At 54.1% G+C, this 22,633-nt stretch carries 18 protein-coding genes and 1 tRNA gene; 7 read left to right on the top strand and 12 right to left on the bottom strand.

Annotated elements, in window-relative coordinates; translation table 11 throughout:
• Positions 1–9 precede the first annotated feature (9 nt).
• Together EPD59_RS15345 and EPD59_RS15340 are read right to left on the bottom strand one after the other, a co-directional pair.
• On the bottom strand, positions 10–1,263 hold the full coding sequence (locus EPD59_RS15345) for a site-2 protease family protein (protein ID WP_240731444.1): 1,254 nt from the start codon (positions 1,261–1,263) through the stop codon (positions 10–12).
• Positions 1,241–1,942 (bottom strand): HAD family hydrolase, encoded by a 702-nt coding sequence (locus tag EPD59_RS15340; RefSeq protein ID WP_240731443.1) that lies wholly within the window; start codon positions 1,940–1,942, stop codon positions 1,241–1,243. Before EPD59_RS15340 ends, EPD59_RS15345 begins: the two co-directional genes overlap by 23 nt.
• Before the next feature lie 50 nt (positions 1,943–1,992).
• Between EPD59_RS15340 and EPD59_RS15335 the strand changes: the two genes are divergently transcribed.
• Positions 1,993–2,069: transfer RNA gene (locus EPD59_RS15335), tRNA-Ile, on the top strand.
• A 91-nt stretch (positions 2,070–2,160) separates the two neighbouring features.
• Here EPD59_RS15335 and EPD59_RS15330 read toward each other — a convergent pair.
• The 9 genes from EPD59_RS15330 to EPD59_RS15295 all read right to left on the bottom strand — a co-directional run bounded on the left by EPD59_RS15330 (position 2,161) and on the right by EPD59_RS15295 (position 12,860).
• Positions 2,161–4,398, bottom strand: a complete 2,238-nt coding sequence (locus EPD59_RS15330) for a xanthine dehydrogenase family protein molybdopterin-binding subunit (RefSeq protein WP_133273548.1) — start codon at positions 4,396–4,398, stop codon at positions 2,161–2,163.
• A 14-nt stretch (positions 4,399–4,412) separates the two neighbouring features.
• Positions 4,413–5,396 carry an FAD binding domain-containing protein gene (locus EPD59_RS15325; RefSeq protein WP_133273547.1) on the bottom strand — a complete coding sequence of 328 codons (984 nt, stop codon included), beginning with the start codon at positions 5,394–5,396 and terminating at the stop codon, positions 4,413–4,415.
• Positions 5,397–5,406: 10 nt separating this feature from the next.
• Entirely contained in the window at positions 5,407–6,033 is a 627-nt protein-coding gene (locus EPD59_RS15320; protein ID WP_133273546.1) for a (2Fe-2S)-binding protein, read from the bottom strand.
• 135 nt (positions 6,034–6,168) lie between these two features.
• Positions 6,169–6,300, bottom strand: a complete 132-nt coding sequence (locus EPD59_RS23295; protein WP_262712903.1) for a hypothetical protein — start codon at positions 6,298–6,300, stop codon at positions 6,169–6,171.
• A 71-nt stretch (positions 6,301–6,371) separates the two neighbouring features.
• A complete protein-coding gene (locus EPD59_RS15315) occupies positions 6,372–8,438 on the bottom strand; it encodes a HelD family protein (RefSeq protein ID WP_133273545.1) in 2,067 nt (688 codons plus the stop codon).
• Positions 8,439–8,564: 126 nt separating this feature from the next.
• On the bottom strand, positions 8,565–9,896 hold the full coding sequence (locus EPD59_RS15310) for a glycoside hydrolase family 28 protein (protein WP_205703425.1): 1,332 nt from the start codon (positions 9,894–9,896) through the stop codon (positions 8,565–8,567).
• Positions 9,897–10,066: 170 nt separating this feature from the next.
• Entirely contained in the window at positions 10,067–10,405 is a 339-nt protein-coding gene (locus EPD59_RS15305) for a hypothetical protein (RefSeq protein WP_133273544.1), read from the bottom strand.
• Positions 10,406–10,587: 182 nt separating this feature from the next.
• Complete coding sequence (locus tag EPD59_RS15300; RefSeq protein WP_133273543.1) at positions 10,588–12,387, bottom strand: T9SS type A sorting domain-containing protein; 1,800 nt, start codon at positions 12,385–12,387, stop codon at positions 10,588–10,590.
• Between the two features lie 65 nt (positions 12,388–12,452).
• Positions 12,453–12,860 (bottom strand): hypothetical protein, encoded by a 408-nt coding sequence (locus tag EPD59_RS15295; RefSeq protein WP_133273542.1) that lies wholly within the window; start codon positions 12,858–12,860, stop codon positions 12,453–12,455.
• Between the two features lie 358 nt (positions 12,861–13,218).
• On the opposite strand from EPD59_RS15295, the gene EPD59_RS15290 reads away from it, so the two are divergent.
• From EPD59_RS15290 to zwf, 5 genes are all read left to right on the top strand, one after another.
• Positions 13,219–14,658 carry a PAS domain-containing sensor histidine kinase gene (locus tag EPD59_RS15290; RefSeq protein WP_133273541.1) on the top strand — a complete coding sequence of 480 codons (1,440 nt, stop codon included), beginning with the start codon at positions 13,219–13,221 and terminating at the stop codon, positions 14,656–14,658.
• A gap of 7 nt (positions 14,659–14,665) precedes the next feature.
• Positions 14,666–15,061, top strand: coding sequence for a response regulator (locus tag EPD59_RS15285; protein WP_133273540.1), 396 nt, complete (start codon positions 14,666–14,668; stop codon positions 15,059–15,061).
• 154 nt (positions 15,062–15,215) lie between these two features.
• Positions 15,216–15,623, top strand: coding sequence for an EamA family transporter (locus EPD59_RS15280; protein WP_262712902.1), 408 nt, complete (start codon positions 15,216–15,218; stop codon positions 15,621–15,623).
• A 201-nt stretch (positions 15,624–15,824) separates the two neighbouring features.
• Positions 15,825–17,297: an NADP-dependent phosphogluconate dehydrogenase gene (gndA, locus tag EPD59_RS15275; protein WP_205703424.1), complete on the top strand. Its 1,473-nt coding sequence runs from the start codon at positions 15,825–15,827 to the stop codon at positions 17,295–17,297.
• A 39-nt stretch (positions 17,298–17,336) separates the two neighbouring features.
• On the top strand, positions 17,337–19,586 hold the full coding sequence (zwf, locus tag EPD59_RS15270) for a glucose-6-phosphate dehydrogenase (RefSeq protein WP_317128382.1): 2,250 nt from the start codon (positions 17,337–17,339) through the stop codon (positions 19,584–19,586).
• Positions 19,587–19,598: 12 nt separating this feature from the next.
• Here zwf and rpiA read toward each other — a convergent pair whose 3' ends face one another.
• A complete protein-coding gene (rpiA, locus tag EPD59_RS15260) occupies positions 19,599–20,348 on the bottom strand; it encodes a ribose-5-phosphate isomerase RpiA (protein ID WP_133273537.1) in 750 nt (249 codons plus the stop codon).
• A gap of 811 nt (positions 20,349–21,159) precedes the next feature.
• Between rpiA and EPD59_RS15255 the strand changes: the two genes are divergently transcribed.
• Positions 21,160–22,554, top strand: a complete 1,395-nt coding sequence (locus EPD59_RS15255) for an exopolysaccharide biosynthesis polyprenyl glycosylphosphotransferase (RefSeq protein WP_133273536.1) — start codon at positions 21,160–21,162, stop codon at positions 22,552–22,554.
• Positions 22,555–22,633 lie beyond the last annotated feature (79 nt).

Raw genomic sequence — 22,633 nt, 5'->3', positions numbered from 1 at the left:
TCCGCCGACTTAACCGAAAGGTGAAGGCGTGAAGCAGAGCACAAAAATAGCCAGCATTACCCAGCCCAGCACCTTACGGCCGGCGCTCAGTGAACTTTCGTCGGGAGCCGGTGGGTGATAAATGCCCATCACGCGGCCCAGCAGAAACCCAAACACCAGCCAGCCTGGGTTGCCCGCAATGCCCGGTACAGCCAAACTAAGCGCCAACTGGGCCGCCACTACGCCCAACACCAGCATCAGCGCCCGGCGCGGCGTGGGCACGGCCCGGCGAAACACGGTAAATAAGTAAAACAGATAAATCGGGCCACCATACAGCAGCGAGTCATCGGAGCTATCAACAGTAAACAGCCCCAGTCCCGCATAAAAGATAAACCCGATAAACAGTACCGCTGAAATCTGATTGAAGCGCCGGAAACCTAGCAAGCCATACAGAATATGCCCCCCATCGAGTTGACCAATAGGCAACAGGTTGAGCGCCGTAAAGAATAGCGCCAACGAGCCCGCCAGCAACAGGGGGTAGTGCATTAGCTCATTGGGATGAGGAAGTAGCGCCGGATCAGCCAGCCACGACTCCAAGAATTGATAAATCAACGACTTGCCCAGGACTAAACCATCACCACCAGCACTTTTGTACACGTATTGCGCGTAATCAGCGCCATATACGCGATATTCTGGGTGAACTTGGAAGATGTATTCTAAAGGCGGCAGGTGCGTAAAGCCATACATGAGCACTGGTATAGCCACCAAGAAACCCGCCAACGGCCCGGCCAGCCCAATATCAAAGAACTCCTTACGGGAGAAAATCCGGTCCTTGATGCGGATAACCGCTCCAAACGTACCAATGGTATTAAAGAAACCAGTAAAAAACGGAATATAGTAGGGTAAGGTAGCCCGCACTTTATAGTAGCGCGCCGTGAAGTAGTGCCCAAACTCATGCACGGTGAGTACGCCCAAAAATGGCAAGGAAAACCACAGTCCCTCCCGTATTTCGGCCCGTGAAAGCCATACACTTAAAGATCCAACTGTGCGCGGATCAAAAAAAGTACGGCCCGTCATCCACTCCGCCCCGGCCAGCGTGGTCGTTATGAGCGTGACAACAAACAGCAGCAGATGCAGTGTGTACACGCGCCAGCGCGGCGTGGGGGGCTTATAGGCGTTGAACTGTCCCCGGTGACGGCGGAAATAGCCGCGGTAGCGAGGTCGAAAATCGTCGTTATGATCGGGCTGGGGCGCCGGAGCGTCAGGCAGAGGGAGTGAAGGCACGGATAGCGGCAGGCAAAGCGTCGGTGAGCGTAAGCGGCGGGGCTAGGAAGAGCGTGTGCAAGCCCAAGCGCTGCGCCGTTTCGATATGTTGAAAACTGTCTTCAATGAAAAGAGTTTCTTCGGCCTGCCAGTTCATTTCGCGCAGCACGTGCTCAAAAATCTCTGGGCCGGGCTTACGTAACCCTACTTCCTGGGAGTAAAACACGCGGTCCAGCACATCCGCAATGCCATGCTCAAATCCATACGCAGCCTTGAGGCGCCGGTTTACTTCCTCAATATGAATCACGTTGGTGTTGCTGAGCAGCGCCATCTGATGACCTTGCGCGTGCAGCTCAGCCAGCAACGCCAGCCGGTCGGCGGGCACATCGAGTAGGATAGAATTCCAGGCCGCATCCAACTCCTCATCGGTGGCGGTAAGCTGGTAGCCCGTACGCAGGCCTTCCCGGAACTCGGCCGGCGTGATGCGTCCGGTTTCGAGCAGGTCGAATAGCTCCGACTGATTTTTTTGGTTGTATTCGATGGTGCTCCCGCTGGTAGCAAGGCGGCGCATGGCCTCAATAGGGCGCTGATAATCGATGTTTATGAGTACACCGCCAAAGTCGAAAAGCAGATTTGGCAAGCGGCGCGGAGCAGGGCTGGGGGGCATTTTTAGAGAATAGCGTTGCAAATTGACGGGCAAAAGTCGTAGTTTGCACCGCCGAAACCAACCTATACGGTTGCGAACGCACCGGGCCCATAGCTCAATCGGTTAGAGCAACTGACTCATAATCAGTAGGTCCTTGGTTCGATTCCAAGTGGGCCCACCATAAAAAAGCCTAAGCCACTTCATTTCAGTGGCTTAGGCTTTTTTTATTACGTGTAGGCTATTGGTATAAAAATGCCTTTTGATTAGTTAACTTAAATTAGCTTATCCGGCGTAATAGGCAACTCCCGAACGCGCTTACCAGTGGCGTTAAATACGGCATTGGCAATGGCCGGAGCTACGCCAATGATGGCAATTTCACCGATGCCTTTGGTACCTAGGTCATTGACGTAGGGGTCGGGCTTGTTCACGAATGCCACCTGCACGTCCGGTGAGTCGGCATGTACCGGCACGTGGTAGTCAGCGAAATCCTTGGTGATGTAGCGGCCAAACCGGTCGTCAATGACGGCGTGCTCCATCAGCGCCATACCAATGCCACCCACGGCGCCGCCCTTCATCTGGTTGCCGGCCGTTTTTTCATTCACGATGGTTCCAGCATCCGCGCATGATACCAGCTTGCTCACGCGCACCTCACCGGTGAGAATATGAACCCGCACCTCAGCAAAGTGAACCGAAAACGAGTACATGGAGTAATTCTTGGAGGCATCGCCCTGGGGCTTCGACTCCACCGTGACAAAGCCTCCATCGGTCTGCTTGAGCAGGTCGGCAAAAGGGACACGGGCGGCGGGATTGCTGTTCAGCATGAGGTAGCCGTCGGTAAAGACAATGTCTTCCTTTCTGGCCGAGGCAAAGGCTGCGTTGCTAGGAGCCGCCAGCGTGCGCAGCTTTTCCTTCAGTGCTAGGCAGGCTTCCTGCACGGCCGGACCCACCGTGTTCACAATGGCTGAGCCACCCTGCGTAGGTGCTTGCGCAAAGTCGGAGTTGCCCAACTCAAACTTGATTTTCTCGGGCGCTAGGCCCAGCGCGTCGGCGGCAATCTGGGTCATGGCCGTAGCCGTGCCGGGGCCTATGTCGGTGACGGCACTTTGCAGTAGCACCGTGCCGTTGGGTAGCAGGCGGATGTTGGCTTTCGAGGAGCCGCGGTGCGCCCCGAAGGTGCCCACGCCCATACCGTAGCCGACGAGCCAGTCGCCATCGCGCAGGGAGCCGGGTTTTAGCTGCCGCTTGTTCCAGCCGACGCGCTCGGCACCCAACTGGTAGCACTCCTTCAAAAACTTACTCGACCAGGGCCGGTTTCTCTCGGGGTCCTGGTCGGTGTAGTTACGCAAGCGAAATTCTAGGGGGTCGATATTAAGCAGGTGAGCCATTTCGTCCATAGCCGACTCTAAGGCAAATGCGCCTGTCGCCTCCCCCGGGCCGCGCATCCAGATGGGCGAGTTCACATCTAGGGAGGCAATGCGGTAGCGCGTGGTCAGGTTGGGCGACGTGTACATCATGCGCGTCTGGGCCAGCGTCGACTCCGTAAATTCCTCGAAGGTAGAGGTCTGACCGATGGCTTCGTGGGTGATGGCCGTAATTTTGCCGTCGGGAGTGGCGCTCATCCCCAGTTTCTGCCAAGTGTAGGGCCGGTAGCCCACCATGGTAAACATCTGCTCGCGGGTGAGCATGAGCTTTACCGGCCGGTTTACCACCCGAGCCGCGATGATAGCAGCCGACTCGTGAGGCCAGCTGTGCAGAGCGTTGCCAAACGCGCCGCCCACGTACGTGGCAATTACCTTCACATTTTCTTCGGGTAAGCCCCACTCCCGGGCAAAGTCGCGGCGCGTGGCCATTGTGCCCTGGGTCTTGTCGTAAATTGTGAGGCGGTCGGGGGCTTCCCAGTGCGCCGTGATGGCCTGTAGCTCCATGGGATGGTGCACCTCGGTAGGCACCACGTACTCGCTTTCCAGCTTGATGGCCCCGGTTTTATAGGCATCCACCTGACCCCGCTGGTAGTCATTCATGGGATGCTTCGGGTTCTTCTTCGCGGAGGTTGGCAGGAAAGCCTGCGTCTTGTTGGCTTCCAAGTTAGTTTGGTGCTTTTCCGGCGCGTATTGCCCCTTCACCAGGCCCGCGGCGAAGCGCGCCCGCTCCAACGAGTCGGCCACTACAATAGCAATGGGCTGGTCGTTGAAGCGGATTTTGTCGTCCTTGAAAACCTTGATGGGACCGCCCACCGTGGCCGGCTGCGAGGGGTCCTTGCCCGCCGTGTCGAAGCCTGGCACCTTGGGGGAATTGAAGTGGGTGATAACGGCCAACACCCCCGGCGCCCGTTCGGCAGCCTTGGTGTCAATAGACGTAATACGGCCCTTAGTGATAGTGCTGCCTACCAAGACGGCGTAGGTGATGCCTGGTAGCTTGTATTCGGCCGAATAGGTAGCGGCGCCCGTCACTTTCTGACGGCCATCCACCCGGTTCATCCGCGCTCCGATTTGCTTTTCTGGCGTTTTCATAATCACTAGGGAGGTTAGGCGGCAGCGGCGGTTTTCAGTGCTTGAATGATGGTATTAGGTCCCAGCTTTAGCTTGTAGGCGTTGTGCTGGAAGGCCTTCGCACCTTGCATGGCCACCTCTGCGGCCTGCCGGAAGGTTTCTTCGGTCGCGGGCTTGCCGACTAATACTTGCTCGGCTGCCAGCAGGCGCCAGGGCTTGTGGGCGACGCCGCCCATAGCCAAGCGGGCGGCTTTGATGGTGTTGCTGCCGTCAAGGTCCAGCGCCGCAGCCACGGACAGAAGCGCGAAGGCGTAGGAGGCGCGCTCACGCACCTTCTGATAGTGCACATGCTTGGTGAAGGGTCCATCGGGCACCTCCACGGCCGTAATCAGTTCACCTTGTTCGAGGTTGGTGTCGCGCTGGGGCGTGTCGCCGGGCAGGCGGTGAAAGTCGTTGAAGGGAATACGCCGGTCGCCTTTAGGGCCGCTTACCAGCACCATGGCATCAAGGGCCACTAGAGCCACGCTCATATCGGAGGGGTGCACGGCGATGCACTTATCCGAGAAGCCAAAAATGGCATGCATGCGGTTGAAGCCTTCCAGCGCTCCGCAGCCCGAGCCGGGCTCGCGCTTGTTACAGGGCAGGGCTGTATCGTAGAAGTAAGGGCAGCGGGTGCGCTGCAACATATTGCCCCCCACCGTTGCCATGTTGCGCAATTGGGCCGAAGCACCAGCATTCAGCGCCTGAGCAAGCAGCGGCTGCCGCTCCAGCACCAGCTTGTCTTCGGCTACGGTGCCGTTCAAGGCCAGTGCACCAATGCGGATGCTGTCGTTTTGACTCTCGATTTTGGTGAGCGGCAGTCGGTTGATGTCAATAAGCTTCTGGGGGGCAATTATGCCGCGCTTCATCAGATCCAGCAGGTTGGTGCCGCCGGCGATAAACTGTGCGTTGGCATCTTTGGCCAACGTGTCGATGGCGGCTTTCTGCTTGCTCGGCCGTACGTATTGAAACTGGTTCATTGCTGCGCTGTTAAACCTTTTGGCCGCCGTTTTTTACTTCCTGAATGGCCGCCACAATGTTGGAGTAGGCGCCACAGCGGCAGATGTTGCCGCTCATAAACTCGCGAATTTCGCCCTCCGAATCGGCGTGGCCTTCGCGGATGCAAGCCACAGCCGACATAATCTGGCCGGGCGTGCAGTAGCCGCACTGAAAGCCATCGTGCTTCACGAAAGCCTCCTGCATAGGATGGAGGTTGTCCCCGTTAGCTAGGCCTTCAATGGTCGTGATTTTGCGGCCTTCCTGCATCACAGCTAATGTCAGACAAGAGTTGATGCGCTGCCCATCCACGTGGACGGTGCAGGCGCCGCACTGTCCATAGTCGCAGCCCTTCTTAGTGCCGGTGAGGTGCAGTTGCTCGCGAAGCAGGTCGAGAAGGGTGGTGCGCGGCTCCACTGAGAGCTTGTGCTTCACACCATTCACTTCTAGTTTAAGCGGCACTTTCTCGAAAGCAGCGGCTACTGTTTCGTCGAGCTGTGCCGCGGCGGCCTGCACAATAGGGCCAGGCGTGAAGGCCATGGCCGTAAGCAGGGATGACTGTTTAAGGAAGGTACGCCGGGAGTCGTCGTGATGGCTTCCTTGCTCAGGTTCAGTATTCATTGCTAGGGAGAGTGAGAGGATAGAAAACAGATGCTGGTAGCTAAAAGGCTTATGTACTCTAGTACCGCTGCCTTGGCTACCTATATATTACAGAGTAGGTCCGACTGTGCGGGTTAACCGTAGGTCTTATTTAATCTACGTGTCGGTGGCCGTAGCGTTGGTTTCGACACCCAGCCAGATGGTGAGGATAACAACGGCATTAAATCGGGAGTACTTGACCTCATCGAAAATATCGCCTTTATTCCGTGAAAGCGGATAGATTTTCAAGAATGTTCCTATGCGTTACTACTATGCTGAAATGGTTTAAGGTGCGAAGGGAAAAGCGAATCAATCGTTTTTTAGGAAGCCAAGAAAGCTGTTATCGTATGGGAGTACGTCAAGGTGAGTTGGTGCATGGCTCGAGTACAGGCGACGTAGAGCATGCTTTTATCTACTTCCGTCCTATAATTACCAGCAGAGGCAAAGGGCACCAAAACCGCATCAAATTCAAGTCCCTTGGCTAAGTGAGCAGTGGTGATGACGACCCCTTCCTTAAAAGTGGTGGACTCGGCCGTGAGTAACTGAATGTGGGGGGCTTTTTTTAGGGCCTCATACACCTGCTCGGCTTGGCGGAGGGTTTTGCAGATAATGCCCAGAGAATGATGACCGGCGTTTTGAAAGGAGAGAGTTACCTGTTGGATGGTTTCTAACTCCTCCTCGTGGCTGTTGCAGCGCACCATCGCGGGCTCTTGCCCGTGCCGTTCCAGCGGGATGATATCCGGGTTGGGGGTGATGCGCTGCGCGAAGGCCGTGATTTCCACAGTCGAGCGGTAGCTCCGGTAGAGCTTGACAACTTCGGCTTGCGGAAATACTCGCTCAATAGTTTCGGCGGAAGACGCGCTGTAAGGGTTCACTGTCTGGCTGACATCGCCCAGAATAGTCTTGCGGCAGTTGAACAGGCGAGACAGGACGGCGTATTGCACGGGAGTATAATCCTGCATCTCGTCCACAAGCAAGTGCTTCACGTGGTCGTAAGGAGCCAGCCCTTCCAGGCGCAGGCGCAGGTAGATCAGGGCAAAGACATCCGCGAATTCCAGGTGCAGGCGGTGGTCAAGCTTAAGGAGTTCGGGCCGGCCGATCCAGCGGTAAAAATCCCGGTATAGGTCCGACACATGGTGAAACCGGAACATGCGCGGAATGGCTTCTCCGATAATTCCTTTTTCCGGACTGGTCAGCTTCCGGCCGGCGGCATCGCGCACATAAGCCCTCACGTCATTCGCAACCAGCGCAAACCGTTTCAAGAGCGGCACCCGGTGGTAGGCTTTGAACTTCTGCTGAATAAATGCGCCGGGCACCACAGTCCGGCCCACCCGCAGCTCGGTTACGGTGAAGTAGGTATTCTCTACGTGAAGCAGGTATTGGTTTAACTGGCTGAGGAACTCGAACGAGGACTTGAAACGGATGCGCTCGATGAACGCCGGCTCGTGCTTCTCCAGCAGCGCGGACACCTGCTCAAAAAAGGTCTGAAATGAGTACCGAGGGTCGAGCAGGTCGGCTGCCAGCTCTTCCATGCCTAGCTCGGGAATATGCTCTTCCCCCAGCTCGGGCAAGACGTTCGAGATGTAATCCGCGAAGACCTTGTTGGGCGAAAGGATGAGAATGTCTTTGGCCGCAATAGTTTCCCGGAAGCGGTACAACAAGAACGCAATGCGATGCAGGGCAATGGAAGTTTTACCCGACCCGGCCACGCCCTGAATGACCATCACCGAGGTCGTCTCGTTGCGGATTACTGCGTTTTGATCCCGTTGAATGGTCGCAACAATATTCTTTAGCTTGTCATCCGAGGACTTGGCCAGCTCGCGTTGCAGCACGTCGTCGTGAATGTTCAGCTCGCTGTCCAGCATGAACTCCAGGTAGCCGTCCCGAATCTTGTATTGCCGCTTCAGCTCGATGGTGCCGTGGATGGTACCGGAAGGAGTGGCGTAGGAGGCTTTCCCCAACTCGAAGTCGTAGAACAGGGAGGAAATGGGAGCGCGCCAATCGTAGATAAGATTGCGGCGCTGCTGCTCATCAAAAAAGGAATGCACGCCAATGTAGACCGGCGCCGCCCCCTGATTCTGGGGGGCAAAATCCAGGCGGCCAAAGTAGGGGGACTGGGTGAGCTTGAGGAGCTTCCGCTTACGGGCAACAGCAGCGTCGCCCGTAAAGGCCATGCGATTAATCGACTGGCCGGCGGCGACCATGTCGGCATCGTCCATGCCAGACTGGTGCTCGTGGATATACTCTTTTTTCTGCCGAAGCTCGTTGGAGAACTGCCGGACGGCGTCATCAACCCGCCGAACAGCCAGCGTCAGTTGCTCCTTTATTTCTTCTAAGTATTCTCTTTCCTCTCGTTCCGTTGCGTTCATCACAGGCAGCACTTGCATAATGGACCCCAAAGGTGCCATCAAATTCCGGTCGGCAGAAGCGTTTTGGTTTTTTATTAGGCTCGCTACTCTGCTTCGGCTGGTGTCCGCTGGGTGCTCTCACGTGTTCCCTTGTTGTGTAACGGACTAGTCTGGCTTCAAGGGTTTCACCACCGGGCCATCCTGATTCCCTGGGGCCGCCTTCAGGGCCACACCGTTGAGGGTGACCTGCTTGAATTTCACGTCTGAGTATTTATTGGGAAATGCAGCTGTTTCCGCTGTAGCATCCACGTTTTTAAAGGTGATGTTGGATACCTTATCGGTTGGATTGCCATTCAAGACCGCAAACTGCTTGCACTTCACCTTGACATTAGAAATGGTGATGTTGCGGATAGTGCCAAAGGGTTTTTCCGTGCTGCCCGCCATGTTGAAGAACTGCGTCCAGGGCGAGAGCGTGACGATAGTGCCACAGCGGCCGGTCACGTTGTCCACGGTGATGTTCTCGTAGAGTTGGTAGGTATCGGGGCGCATCTTAAAGAGCAAGAGCGGCCGGTCGTTGTCCACCCAACAATTGCGCACCGTAATACGGTTGGCGTGAATACATTCGCTGCCCATGGTTACGGCCGCATGTACTTCTCCAAAGGTAACGTTCTCAATCAGCACGTCTTCGACCGCCCCATTCTCCGGGAGTTTTTGGGCATTGGGACCTTTTCCTCCTTTCATCACGATGCCATCGTCGTTGACGGAGATGTAGCAATTGCGCACGGTCACTTTCTTACACGCGTCGATATCTACGGCATCGGTGCTCGGCGCCTTCACTGGCCGGAACGGCGAGCGAATATCACAACCTTCTATCAGCACATTGGTACACTTGTACAAGTGCGTGGTCCAGAAGCCGGCGTTGTGTAGCTTCACATTCTCAATGGTTACGTTGTTGCAGCCCCAGATAAAGAGTAGGCGGGGACGGTGCACCTCCAGATTGGTAGACGATTTGCCAATTTTCTGCATAGAATCGCGGTGCGCCCAGAAGTTCTTCCAGAACCGTAGCCCATTGCCGTCGATGGTGCCGGGGCCCGTTATCCGAAAGTTATTCACCTGGTAAGCGTTGACGAGCGCCGCATAGTAATCCAGACTTTGGCCTTCCATCCGCGAAGGAATGAGGGGGTAGTGAGCGATATTATCGGAGCCCTTGAGTTTGGCGCCTGCCTGTAAGCGCAGCTGCGTGTTCGGCTTAAAAAACAGGGCCCCGCTCAGAAACACTCCTTTAGGAATCACGACGGTGCCGCCGCCGTCGGCATTGGCTTTGTCGATGGTGCGCTGAATGGCCTCAGTACTGAGCTGGGTGCTGTCGGAGCCCGCCCCAAATTCCGTGATAATGTAATCTTTAGGGGCGACACCTTTCGGTTCAGGCATCTCTGCTTGGAAGGGCAGACAGAAGGCCGTGAATATCAGCGGGAGCAGGGCAAAAAGAGCTTTCATAGGCGGAGAATAGGCTAGAGAGCCCAAAGAAGCAGGTTCATGGGGAGCGTACCGTCCTGTAGTGACCTGCCAGCCGCTTTCCGCCGGACCGCCAGTTGTTAGGCAACGGCAGTAGCCTCTGACCAGCCAATTACTTCACCTATAAACTCTAATTGGGGCAAACGCCACCTCTACTTCACGGCAAGAGGACTAACAGTGCCAGTTTGTTTGTCTACGTCGAAGGCGGCTTTGTTCGGCATGCGGCCGGCCCAGTCGGTGCGGGGTACTAATATTTGCCAGTGGTCATTAACCTCAAGCGCCTGGGCCGAATCCAGCTGGTAGAGGGCGGCATTGGGCTGCTGCTCTACAAAGCGGGCAACGGCAGCGCGGGCCTGCGCTTCGGTGGAAGCTGCTGCACTAGCATTGGCAGGTTGCTGCGATGGGGTAGAGGTCACGGGTTGGCCAGGCTGGCAACTGTATAGTCCCGCCAGAGTGGCGGATAGTACTACAAGCGAGATGGATTTGTGCATGGGCACAAGGTAGGAAAAGTGCTGACTTAGCGAGTGACACTCATTAGCTTAACGAAGCTAGCCGCGGTGGGGGGCAATTTGTTCGGTGGCTGAGGCGAGAGTCAGCCGGCCTGTACTTGGCTGATAGTCAGATCGTGCTCCTGTGGAGTGATGTGCCAATTGCTCCGCGATGATTTTGCTACCTAATCGATAACTAAACGCAAGACAGAAGACTCGGCGCCTGCCTGTACCCGTAAGGCATAGAGCCCTGGGGATAAATCCATTAGATCAAGTGGGTAATCTAGATTGTTGGCTTGGGAGGCAGCCTGGCAGGTTCGTACTACTCTACCTAGGCCATCGGTAATAGTAAAGCGCACACGAGCAGAGTAGCGTGTTAGTGGTAGCCGAATGGTCGCCGTGTTATGGGCCGGATTTGGGTATACGCTTACGCCCGCAAGCTGCTCCGGAGAACTTGACCCTAGGATGGTGTTGTCGCTCAACGAGGCAACATAAGCAACCTGATTTCTGCTGTCGGCCGCTGCAATAGGTTGAGAGCCGAACTTCGCTGTGGTTCCGACGACAGAGCCTACCACATATACATTCATACCCTGCGCGTCAACCGCTAGCCCCCAACCAATATCGCTGTCTGAGCCGCCGGCCTGCTGACTCCAGACAAAGCTGCCGCTAGGGCCAGCATCAACGAGCTTGGCCACAACTATATCGGCCGTGTTGGTACTGTTATCAAGATTATTAACGGAGGTGCTCCCGAAAGCGGCCGTAGCACTTAGAAAGTAGCCCGCCATGTATATGTTGCGCCCATTCACTGCTAATGACGATGGATATTCGTTTTTTATCCCACCCGCTTGCTGGGCCCAAATAAAGCTGGCCGCTGAGCCGGCGTCGGTCACTTTGGCCACGAATATATCGTAGGTGCCGGCACTCACATTGGTTAGGCTAAGGCTACCGAAACCGACCGTGGGGCTTGAAAAAAAGCCCCCCACGTACACGCTCGTGCCGCTTGCGGCTATTGAGTTGGCGTAGTCAAGCCGGTCGCCACCGCAGCGAAGTGCCCACGCGAAACTGCCGGCAGTGCCCGCATCGGTAATTTTCACCACGAATCCATCGGCGCTGATGCTGGTATTGGCGACGGTATTAGTGAGGCTAGTGCCACCAAATTGGGCTACCGCGCTGGTGTAAGAGCCAACGGCATACACACTCTGGCCGCTTACCGCCAAGCCTTCGGCTATGTCTTCGCCGCCGCCGCCTGCCTGTTGTGCCCACACGAAACTGCTGCTGCTGCCTTCATCCCGCAGCTTCACCACGAACATATCCTTGGTGCCTGCATTCGCGTGGGTCAGGCTGAGACTACCGAAGCTGACCGTAGGACTCGAAAAAAAGCCCCCCACGTAAATGCTCGTGCCGTTTATGGCTAAGGTTTTAGCCTCATCGGCCCCCACGCCACCCGCCCGCTGCGCCCACACAAAACTACCGCTAGAGCCAGCATCAACGAGCTTGGCCACAACTATATCGGCCGTGTTGGTACTGTTATCGAAGTTAGCGAGCGTAACGCTGCCAAAATCAACCGTCGGGCTCTGAAACGCACCGGCGATATAGATATTGGAGCCACTCACTGCAATTGCCGTCGCGTAGTCGCTGCCGAATCCGGCTCCTCCAGCTCGCTGCGCCCACACGAAGCTTTTACTAGCTGAACTCCACTTAGCTACGAAGATGTCGTTGTTGCCTGCACTCGTTAAAGTAGTGCCGCCGAAGGTGGCGGTGCCATACAGATTGCCAACCAAAAACACGTTGCCGTTTGCATCCGTAGCGGATGCCCTGACGGATGTGATGCTACTGGCGGCCTGACTAACGGCCATGGCCATTTGCCAAGTTGGCGCTTGGGCCTGCGCTGTGGTGGCCCGCAGCATCAGGACTAAAAAGAAAGCCCAGTAGGCCAACCAAGGCTGAGGGTAGCGCAGACGCGGCGGGAAATGATTAGCTGCCATACGACGCTGGTTATAAGTCTGAGATATTATTCCCGCTTGGTCGCTCTTTGGGTCAGTGTTTCAACTCAGCGCGTCTGGCGCAACCAGGCGGCAGCGGCTACTTCGTCATGAAAGACATGATAGAACAGGCTGCCTTCTCGGGCGTCGTGCATAATCTGCGTGGAAGATAAGCGGGCAAAAACATCATTGGGCAATAGAATGGCCGCAATGATTTTGCGTTGCTCGTTATGAATCCATTCCTGGTTTATCAAAGCGCGCTCCTCCTCCGTGAAGGGCGACATAGCCCGCTGGTCAGTCAATACATGGGTCCAGCCCCGACGCGTAAGGAGGTTTCCTGTGTGGATAAGAAATGCTTTGAAATCGCTGAATTGGCGCTTGCCCGGTTTGTATTGCACCACGGCATACGCATCGGCGTGTTCTGAGAGGCGGCCGACCGCGTTTTCGTAGTAAAGAGAGTGAATAGAAAGAGGCATGAGAAGCTTGCAGAAAAGCGCCTGTTGGGCGTAAGCAAAATAGATAAGTAAGCAACGCTAAGGGCAGGAAATCTAACTGGAAATTCAAGCCAATACAACCGAAACGCCCCGACTTGTTTGAGGCGACTGAATAAAGCACGATTTTGCCCCCCAGAGTAGTTTTTAAGCAAATGGAAAGGAGAATTTCCTGGCGCCATTTCCGTTGCCTAAGGCTTGCCGGCTAACCCTCACAATCGAACTTCTACTGGTCCCGGCGCGTACTCTGCATTCATGTTGCTCATGCGCTTGAAAAGACTGATAGTGTCTTCAAACGGCCTCGCTCTGGCATAGAGGGGCCCACGTCATCCACAAATCCTCTATGAGTGAGAGTGCGCAGTTTGTAAATAGCGAACAGAGGTTTCGGTCGCTATTTGAGAACAATCTGGACTTTATTCTTTTCCAGGACCGAAATGGGGTTATTCTGGATGTAAACGAGCCTTTTCTGCAGCTTTTGCACTGCTCCAAAGCAGATGTGCTGGGTAAGGACATTTCTGATTTTCTGCCGCCGGAGCTGATTCCTGTGTTCCGGGAGAAGCTGATCCAAGCTTTTCAGGGTACGCGGGTACAATTTGATGTAGCGGTACAGTTTAGGGGTGCGGAGCCTAAAGTGCTCAGTGTCTCGAAGGTGCCGCTGCTGGTGGATGGGGTAGTGAGAGGCGTACACATGGTTGCGCGCGACATCACGGACTTAACGGCGTCTCACCAAATGATTGAGCAGCAGGCCAGAAAGCTTAACACCATCTTTGAAAGCATCACGGACGCGCTTTTTCTAGTTGACCGGGAGTGGCGCCTGACTTTTCTAAATAGCGAAGTAGAGCGCCTGCTGCAGGTAGACCGTGAGCAGGCGCTGGGCAAAAACCTCTGGGCCTTATTCCCAGACGAGGTTGGCGGCGAGTTTTACCAGCACTATCATCAGGCCTTCGAAATGGGGCGAGCCGTACATTTTGAGGCCTATTACGCTGCTCTGCAGCTGTGGCTGGAAGTCAAGGCTTTCCCTTCGGAAGAAGGATTGTCCGTGTATTTCTCGGACATTACGCTGCGCCATGAAGCCCAAGCCAGCCAGGAAAAGCTAGCTCAGGATCTGCACCGGCAAAACCAGGATCTGCAACAGTTTACGTACATCGTTTCGCATAATCTGCGGGGGCCTTTGGCTAATGCTATGGGCTTATCACAGCTTCTGATGGCCCCCGATCCGGACCAGGCCACGCTGCTGAGTCATTTGCAAACCAGCCTCGTGCAGCTCGATGTGGTGCTGCAGGATATGAACACCATTCTTACCGTGCGCGACAAGCAGGACGTGGCCGATGTGCCCGCGCCCACACGCCTTGCCGATGTGCTGGACTTGGTGCTGCAGGAGATGAATGAGCCGCTGCAGCAGGCTGGGGGGCAAATTATTCGCGATTTTTCGGAGGATTTGCACACGCACGGCAACCGAGCCTATATCTACAGCATTTTTCTAAATCTGCTTTCTAATTCCATTCGATATCGCTCGCAGCAGCGTGCGCTCGTGGTTACTATTACCGGCAGCCCACATCCCGAAGGAGGTGCCCAACTCACCTTTGCCGACAACGGTTCGGGCTTCGATCAGGCGAAAGCGGGCGCCGACGTATTTAAGCTCTACAAGCGTTTTCATCCCACGCCCGCGGGCCGTGGCATGGGCTTGTACCTAGTGAAAGCCCACGTCGAGTCGATGGGGGGCACTATTGCGGTTGAGAGCCAAGTGGAAACTGGTACGCAGTTCTTTTTATACTTGCCTTAAAGTAGCTATGCATACAGTCCTAATCGACGATGATTATATCAGCATATTTCTCACCACCAGAATATTGCAGCGAGAAAACTTCACCGATACTATCACCTCTTTTCAGTTGCCCCAGGAAGCACTCGACTACCTTCAGAATGCGCTGCCGAACCAGGTACCAGACGTCGTTTTTCTGGATCTGAATATGCCAATCATGAACGGCTGGGACTTTTTGGATGCCTTGAGACCCCTAGAAGCTCAACTGGCCGGGCGGTGCTCCATCTATATTCTTACCTCGTCTCTGGCTCCCTCCGACAAGCTGAAAGCAGAAGAATACAGTCTGGTGGCCAGCGTGATAAATAAACCCTTGGACGGCCCGAAACTGCAAGCCATTCGTACGCAGGTGCTGGAAAGCCGCTCCTGACTCCGCGCGTTGAGTGCCATATAGAAGGGCATTTGCTGCGTACGAATTCTTTAGAGAAAGCTGGGGGGCAAATTTGATGTGACCCGACAGCGCGGGTCCGCGTAGAAGAAGGTTTTACGATTTGTTATTCTGTTCGGGTGCTGCTATGTGGTGGATGTTTGCCCTGCTGTCCGCTCTTTTTGCGGCACTTACTGCCGTGCTGGCCAAAGTTGGAATCAAGGGAGTCGACTCTAATCTGGCTACTGCCGTGCGCACGGTGGTTGTGTTGGTGCTGGCCTGGGGTATTGTAGTGGCGCGGGGCAGCCTGGGGCAGTTGCATTCCCTTACGCGCACCAATTGGTTGTTTTTAGGGCTGTCGGGGGTGGCCACGGGTCTTTCCTGGATCTTCTATTTTCGGGCTTTGCAGCTGGGCAAGGTGTCGCAGGTTGCGCCCGTCGATAAGCTGAGTGTGGCCTTGGCAATCGTGCTTTCTATCGTGTTTCTGGGCGAAAAGCTAACCTGGCAAACGGGAGTAGGGGCTGCACTTATCATCACGGGGACGCTGGTATTGATTTGGGACTAATCAAGTAATTGCTGATTGGTCACAACGGCTCGACACTAAGTACCGTTTGCTTCCTGTGGAATAGCATCTCCAACCCTAGGGCTGAGGTGCGCTTCTGCTACGAGTAATCTTTCTTTCGCTTATACTTACCTGCCTGCAGGACAAGCTTAACCACCAAAAGCACAGATAATGAGCGCAACGCCGACTAAGTTTTCGTTTGGAATGATTGGCCTCGGTACCATGGGCCGCAACCTACTCCTGAACCTCGCTGACCACAACTTTGGCGTGGCGGGCTACGATAAAGACGCCAGTAAAATAACGCTGCTGGCCGAGGAAGGCGCGGGCAAGCCCGTGCAGGGCTTTACCGATCTGACGCAGTTTATCGAAAGCATCCAGACGCCTCGCTCCATTATGTTGTTGGTGCCGGCCGGCAAAATCGTGGACAGCGTCATTGAAGAGCTGCGGCCCCTGCTGGCGCCCGGCGACATTATCATCGATGGCGGAAACTCCCATTTCTCGGACACCACGCGCCGCGCGGCTTTCCTGAAAGAGGCTGGATTCCACTTCTTCGGCATGGGTATTTCGGGTGGCGAAGAGGGGGCCCGCTTTGGCCCTAGCATGATGCCCGGCGGCGATAAACAGGCTTACCAAGTAATGCAGCCCATGTTTGAAGCCATTGCGGCCCGCGTGAATGATGAGCCCTGCGTGACGTACATCGGACCCGGCGCTGCCGGTCACTTCGTGAAGATGGTGCACAACGGTATCGAGTACGGGTTGATGCAGCTAATCGCCGAAACCTACGAGGTGATGAAACGAGGCGCAGGCCTCGACAACGAGGCTATTGGTCAGGTGTTCGCGCAGTGGAATGCGGGTCGGTTGCAGTCCTTTCTGTTGGATATTACCAAAGATATCTTTGTCTTCCGCGCGCCTCACACCGATCATCTGCTACTCGACGATATTAAGGACGAAGCGCGCTCCAAAGGCACGGGTATGTGGACCTCGCAGGTAGCCATGGAGCTGGAAGTTCCCATCCCGACCATTGACACGGCCGTTGCCATGCGCAACTTATCCAAATACAAAGGTCTGCGCGAACAGCTGGCTACTTTATACAGCAATCCGGCACCAACTACATCAGTAGCCATCGATCGGGGGGCTTTTCTTAGCAACTTGGAGCAGGCGTTTTACTTCAGCATGGTCGTTACGTATGCCCAAGGCATGCATTTGCTGGCCAAGGCCTCTACTGCCTACGACTACGGACTGCAGCTGGCTGACATTGCCAGGATATGGCGTGGGGGCTGTATCATTCGCTCCAGCTTTCTGAATGACATATTCAACGCGTATCAGCAAAACCCAGCGTTAGAACATCTGCTGCTTGATGCGCAGGTAGCTACTGTAGTAAACCAAGCAGTGCCTGGCACCCGCGAAATAGTAGCGGCAGCAGTGGCGGGGGGCATTTCTTTGCCGGCTTATGCCGCTTCGCTCAGCTACTTCGAATCGTTCCGTAGCGCCCGCCTGCCCTCCAATCTGATTCAGGCCCAGCGCGATTATTTCGGCGCCCACACCTACGAGCTGATTGGGCACGAAGGCGTGTTCCATACGCAGTGGACGCCAGTGCATGAGGACGCGGCCAACAAACAGTCGGTGCAGGAAGACCCGGAAAAGAAAACCGAGGAACCAGTCATTCCAAACAAGTAGGCTGCGGCCATTCATCAACCTATTCGCTACATCCTACGCATGAGCTCCAGCAAAGAAACTCAGCCCACTATCTTCGTCATCTTCGGCGGCACCGGAGATTTGAATGCCCGCAAACTGACGCCAGCGCTTTATCATCTATATCTGGATGGCTGGCTGCCCCAGCACTTTGCCATTATCGGCAGTGGCCGCACGCCCTTAACGGATGAGGAGTTTCGCACGAAGCTACTGGACGACATCAACCAGTTTTCGCGCAGTGGTAAGGCCGATAAAGATAAGTGGAAGGAGTTTGCTCAGCATATCGTTTATCAGGCGGCTGATGTGAAGGATGCGGCTACCTATAAAAAGTTTGGCCAGCGCATCGACGAGTACAAGAAGGAGTGGAGTGTGCAGCCCAACGTGATTTACTACCTGGCCGTGGCACCCGAGTTCTTCCCGACTATCGCCTCCAATCTAGCCAAGAGCAAGCTCGCCTCCGATACCACCTGCACGCGCATTGTTATCGAAAAGCCCTTTGGCCACGATCTGGAATCGTCGCGGGAGCTGAACAAGCTGTTGTCCGATATTTTTGACGAGCGCCAGATCTACCGGATTGACCATTATCTGGGCAAGGAAACCGTGCAGAATATTATGGCTTTCCGCTTTGCTAATGCCCTGTTTGAGCCTCTTTGGAATCGCAACTACATCGAGCACGTGCAGATTTCCGTAACCGAGCAGCTAGGTGTGGGCGAGCGCAGCGGCTACTACGACGGCGCCGGTGCCATGCGCGACATGATTCAGAACCATCTGCTGCAACTGCTGTGCTTAGTAGCCATGGAGCCGCCCGTCAACTTTACCGCCGATGAAGTGCGCAACCGCAAAGTGGATGTGCTGCGAGCGATGCGACGGTTTACGCCAGAAGACATTCGCGAATCGGCGGTGCGCGGACAGTATGGGGCGGGCTGGATGCAGGGCGAACAAGTGCCCGGCTATCGGGAAGAGCCCGGTGCTAACCCAAAGTCTAATACCGAAACCTTTGCCGCGGTGAAGTTCTTCGTGGATAATTGGCGCTGGCAAGATGTTCCCTTTTATGTGCGCACCGGCAAGCGTATGCACCGCTCAGCATCCAGCATTACCATTCAGTTCAGAGACGTTCCGCACTTTGTTTTTCCGCCTGAAACCGCCGAAAGCTGGCAGCAAAATCGGCTGGTTATCAGTATTCAGCCTGAAATGAGCATCCGATTACAAGTTCAGGCCAAGCGCCCCGGTCTCGACATGATGCTCAATACCGTAGATATGGTGTTCGACTACAAAGGAACCTACACCAGTCAGGCGCCGGAAGCCTACGAAACCTTGCTGCTGGATACGATGCTGGGCGACCAGACCTTATTTATGCGCGGCGACCAAGTAGAAGCCGCCTGGGATTTGCTCATGCCTATCCTGAACTCGTGGCAGGGCAGGGCCAGCCAGAGCTTCCCCAACTATTCGGCCGACTCGTGGGGCCGGAAGTGGCGGAGGCGCTCATCGCCCGCGACGGATTCCATTGGTTTACGCTCCCGCTTAATGGCAATGAATAAAGCCCCCCGCCTGCACATTTATGCCACACCCACTGAGGTACTCACTGGCCTGGCTGACTACTTTGTGGAGTTGGCCAATCAGGCTATATCGAAGCACGGCCGCTTCTCCGTGGCGTTATCGGGGGGCAATTCTCCCAAGAAATTCTACGAGCTTCTAGCCTCATCATCGTACCGGAGCCGAGTAGCTTGGGAAAAAGTCGATTTCTTCTTCGGTGATGAGCGCTACGTGCCCCACACCGATCCGGAAAGCAATTACCTGCTCGCCAAAAAGGCCCTTTTTGACCCCTTGCAGATCGCATCCTCCCAGGTTTTTGCTATTGATACCGCGCTTGCTCCCGCAGAGGCGGCTCAGCAGTACACTCAGACCATTGAGGACTACTTCGGCCAAAAGCAAGCGCGCTTTGACTTGGTTCTATTGGGCCTGGGAGATAATTCGCACACCGCGTCCTTGTTCCCGCATACTCCGGTACTGCATGAAACCGGGGTGGGGGCGAAGGAAGTGTTTGTGGAAGAGAAGAAAGCTTACCGGATAACGCTTACCGCGCCACTTATCAATCAGGCTCAAGCTATTGCTTTTCTGGTGTATGGGGCTGATAAAGCCGCTGCCGTGCAACGCGTCTTAACCGCCGAACGCAATGTAGAGGAGTTTCCGGCCCAACTTATTACTGCTGCTTCCGGCGAGCTACAGTGGTTTTTAGATGCTGCCGCTGCCGCACTACCGAATGGTCAGAAATAGAACCAACTCAGGTCAAGGCAATTTTGTAAAGTCGACTGCATCAGCCGGCGCAACTCCGGGCCGCAGCACAAGCAGCTTTTCCTCTTGAGCGACAATAGCTGCACGTGCCAAACCCAGAAATAAGCCGTGTTCTACAACACCTGGAATGGCTTGCAGTTGAAGTGCAAGCTCCGTCGGGTCGGGTATAGAGCGGAAATGACAATCCACCAATAAGTTGCCTTGGTCGGAAAGAGCAGGTTGGGGGGCTTTTTTCTTGTCTACCCGCACTGTTGGCTCGCCTCCGAGCTGCGCTACGGCATCCAGTACCCAAGGCAGCGCAAAAGGTACCACTTCCAAGGGCAGCGGAAACTGGCCCAGTTGCGGCACCAGCTTCGAGGAGTCAGCAATAATCAACAGATAATCTGATGCTGTTGCCAGCACCTTTTCGCGCAGCAAGGCACCGCCACCTCCTTTTATAAGAGTGAGTTGCGGGTCAATTTCGTCGGCTCCATCTACGGTCAGGTCAAAGCGCAACCCGCGCCGGGGCGCTAACAACGGAACGCCTACACTCCGAGCCAATGTCTCACTGGCCAGCGAGGTAGCCGTTGCCTGCACTCGAAGCTTTCCTGCTTGAAGCGCTTCGCCAAGCAGTTGAATGAAGTAAGCAGCCGTGCTACCACTGCCTAGTCCCACCAACATACCATCGCTCACCCAGTGTAGGGCTTGCGCCGCCGCACGCCGTTTTTCGTTGTCTACTAGGCCGCGTAATTCAGAGTTTGCCATAATAACCAATTTAAGCTTGACGGTAAGTTTCAGTGACAATCCAGCTAAGACACTTTAGTGAAGCATTATATCAGACTTTACAAGAATGATAAATCAGCAAACAAGCATTCTGGGGGGCTTTTTTCTGTTTATAACATCAAAATAGCACCTAACCTCTGCTCACTGACATCAAAGGCATTTCTATCAGCCCAATCGAGAAGTTAGTGTTGCATAAAGTCCGCTCACTAGAGGCAGAGAGTGGATTGCAGTGAAGTAATAGTTCTTAGGGGCTTGTGTCAGACTACCCATTCTGGCGGTTAACTGAACGAAAAGAAAATATTTTAAGCTTTTTCTACACTATTTCGAGGCTATCAAAAATTATTTTAACCTATGATTTCACTATCTACTTGGCTATTAATATTGTATATTTAATATGTTGATAGTGGCTATGAATGAGGTGTTTGCGATAAAAATTGGTGTCTGTTGAGCTTGGGTGGATTTTTTGACTGTCTTTCTCGTTAGCGCTTGTCTTACTAAGATTCAGGCTTAAAAGCCTGGGTGGTATCAATTTTGACAGAAATTATATGAAACCTTATAGAGAGTTGTGAGTAAAAGGACATAAAATCACTAAATAATATAGAAATATGTGCTTTTTACTGGATTTACTAAAGTTGGATAACGGAATATTATTGTTGTATTAACAAAATATTATCTTTTTACGGTAAAAAGTTATAAAAAATATTGTTTTAACTACAGAATGCTTTTACTTTGCATGCGTACAAGACCATCAAACACCACTTCCTCATTGCCTACTGCCTACTTGTACTAACTCATGGAACGCTACAAACACTACACTGATGCATCGCGCATCATCTTGCCCGTGGTGGACGTGCTCATCATCTTTGGCGCTTTCCGTCTAACTGGCTTTTTTATATTAGATAGCTGGGAATTCACCAGCTATTACCCTTTCTTCTTCGCTATTTTCGGATTATTGTGGTGGATTCTGTCGAAGGAGTATGCTAACATATACCGCATAGACCGGCTGATTACCTATCCCGAGAAGCTCCTGTATCTGATTCGTACCTTCCTGATTCATGCCAGCCTTGTACTGGCCGGCGCAATGCTGTTCGATACGGAGTGGCTGATGGTTCGCTACATTGTATTAGTTTACTCTCTATCAGTTGTAGGTGTAGCGCTTGGTCGTTTTCTGCTGGCTTTTGGCTACCGTTTATACTGCACGCACATTGCTCGGGCTCATACCCACTTCATTATTGTAGGTACAGGCAATAGCGGTCAGGAATTACAGCGCTTTCTTGAGTCACACGATCCAAGCAACAAGTTCTTGGGCTTCTTCACTGATGAGAAGGTTGCTGATCATCTTCAATCACTCGTAAAAGGCTCTATTGCAGACCTAAAGGAGTTTTGCTCTAAAACGCAGGTAGATGAAATCTACTTTGCAATGCCGCTTGATCAGCGTGATCTTATTGAGGACCTGTCGCGCTTCGCCGACGACCATTTCCTTTCCTTCCGTATCGTGCCCGACTTTAGTGGTACTGTTCGCCAAGATGTGAATGTGTACTTCTACGATCACATGCCCATTCTCACTATTCGGAATGAGCCTCTGGGAATGCGTACTAATCAGGCAATGAAGCGTCTGTTTGACATATTCTTCTCCTTGACAGTTATCGTCACTGTGTTTCCGGTAGTGATGGGAATTTTAGGGTTGTTGATCAAACTCGATTCTCCCGGCCCGATCTTCTTCAAGCAACTGCGTCCCGGCAAGCGTAACCAACTGTTTCCTTGCTACAAGCTTCGCACGATGCAAGCTAACCATGGCCAAACGGAGTTGCAGGCTACAAAAAACGATATGCGGATCACTCGCATTGGAAAGTACCTGCGCAAGTATAATCTTGATGAGTTACCTCAATTCTTCAACGTACTGATGGGCCAGATGTCGGTGGTAGGTCCTCGCCCCAACATGCTCTCGCAACTGGAAGAATACTCTAAGCACATCCGTACATATCAGATGCGTCATGCTGTTACCCCAGGCATCACGGGTTACGCCCAAGTAAATGGCTACCGTGGCGAAACCCGCGAGGCTGGTACCATGGAGAAGCGTGTCGAGTATGATCTGAAGTATGTGCAGAACTGGTCATTTGGCTTGGACATGAAGATCATCTTCCAGACAGTTTGGAATATGGTTCGCGGCGAGAAGAACGCATACTAAACTATCGCTGGGGGGCAAATTTGGCCCGTGTATCCAACTACTATCACTTTGCGTAAAGGCCCCTGCCCCGTTCGTACGA

Origin of the sequence: Hymenobacter radiodurans (genome assembly GCF_004355185.1) — a bacterium.
GTDB classification, from domain to species: Bacteria; Bacteroidota; Bacteroidia; order Cytophagales; family Hymenobacteraceae; genus Hymenobacter; species Hymenobacter radiodurans.
This window is presented reverse-complemented; position numbering and strand designations above follow the sequence as displayed.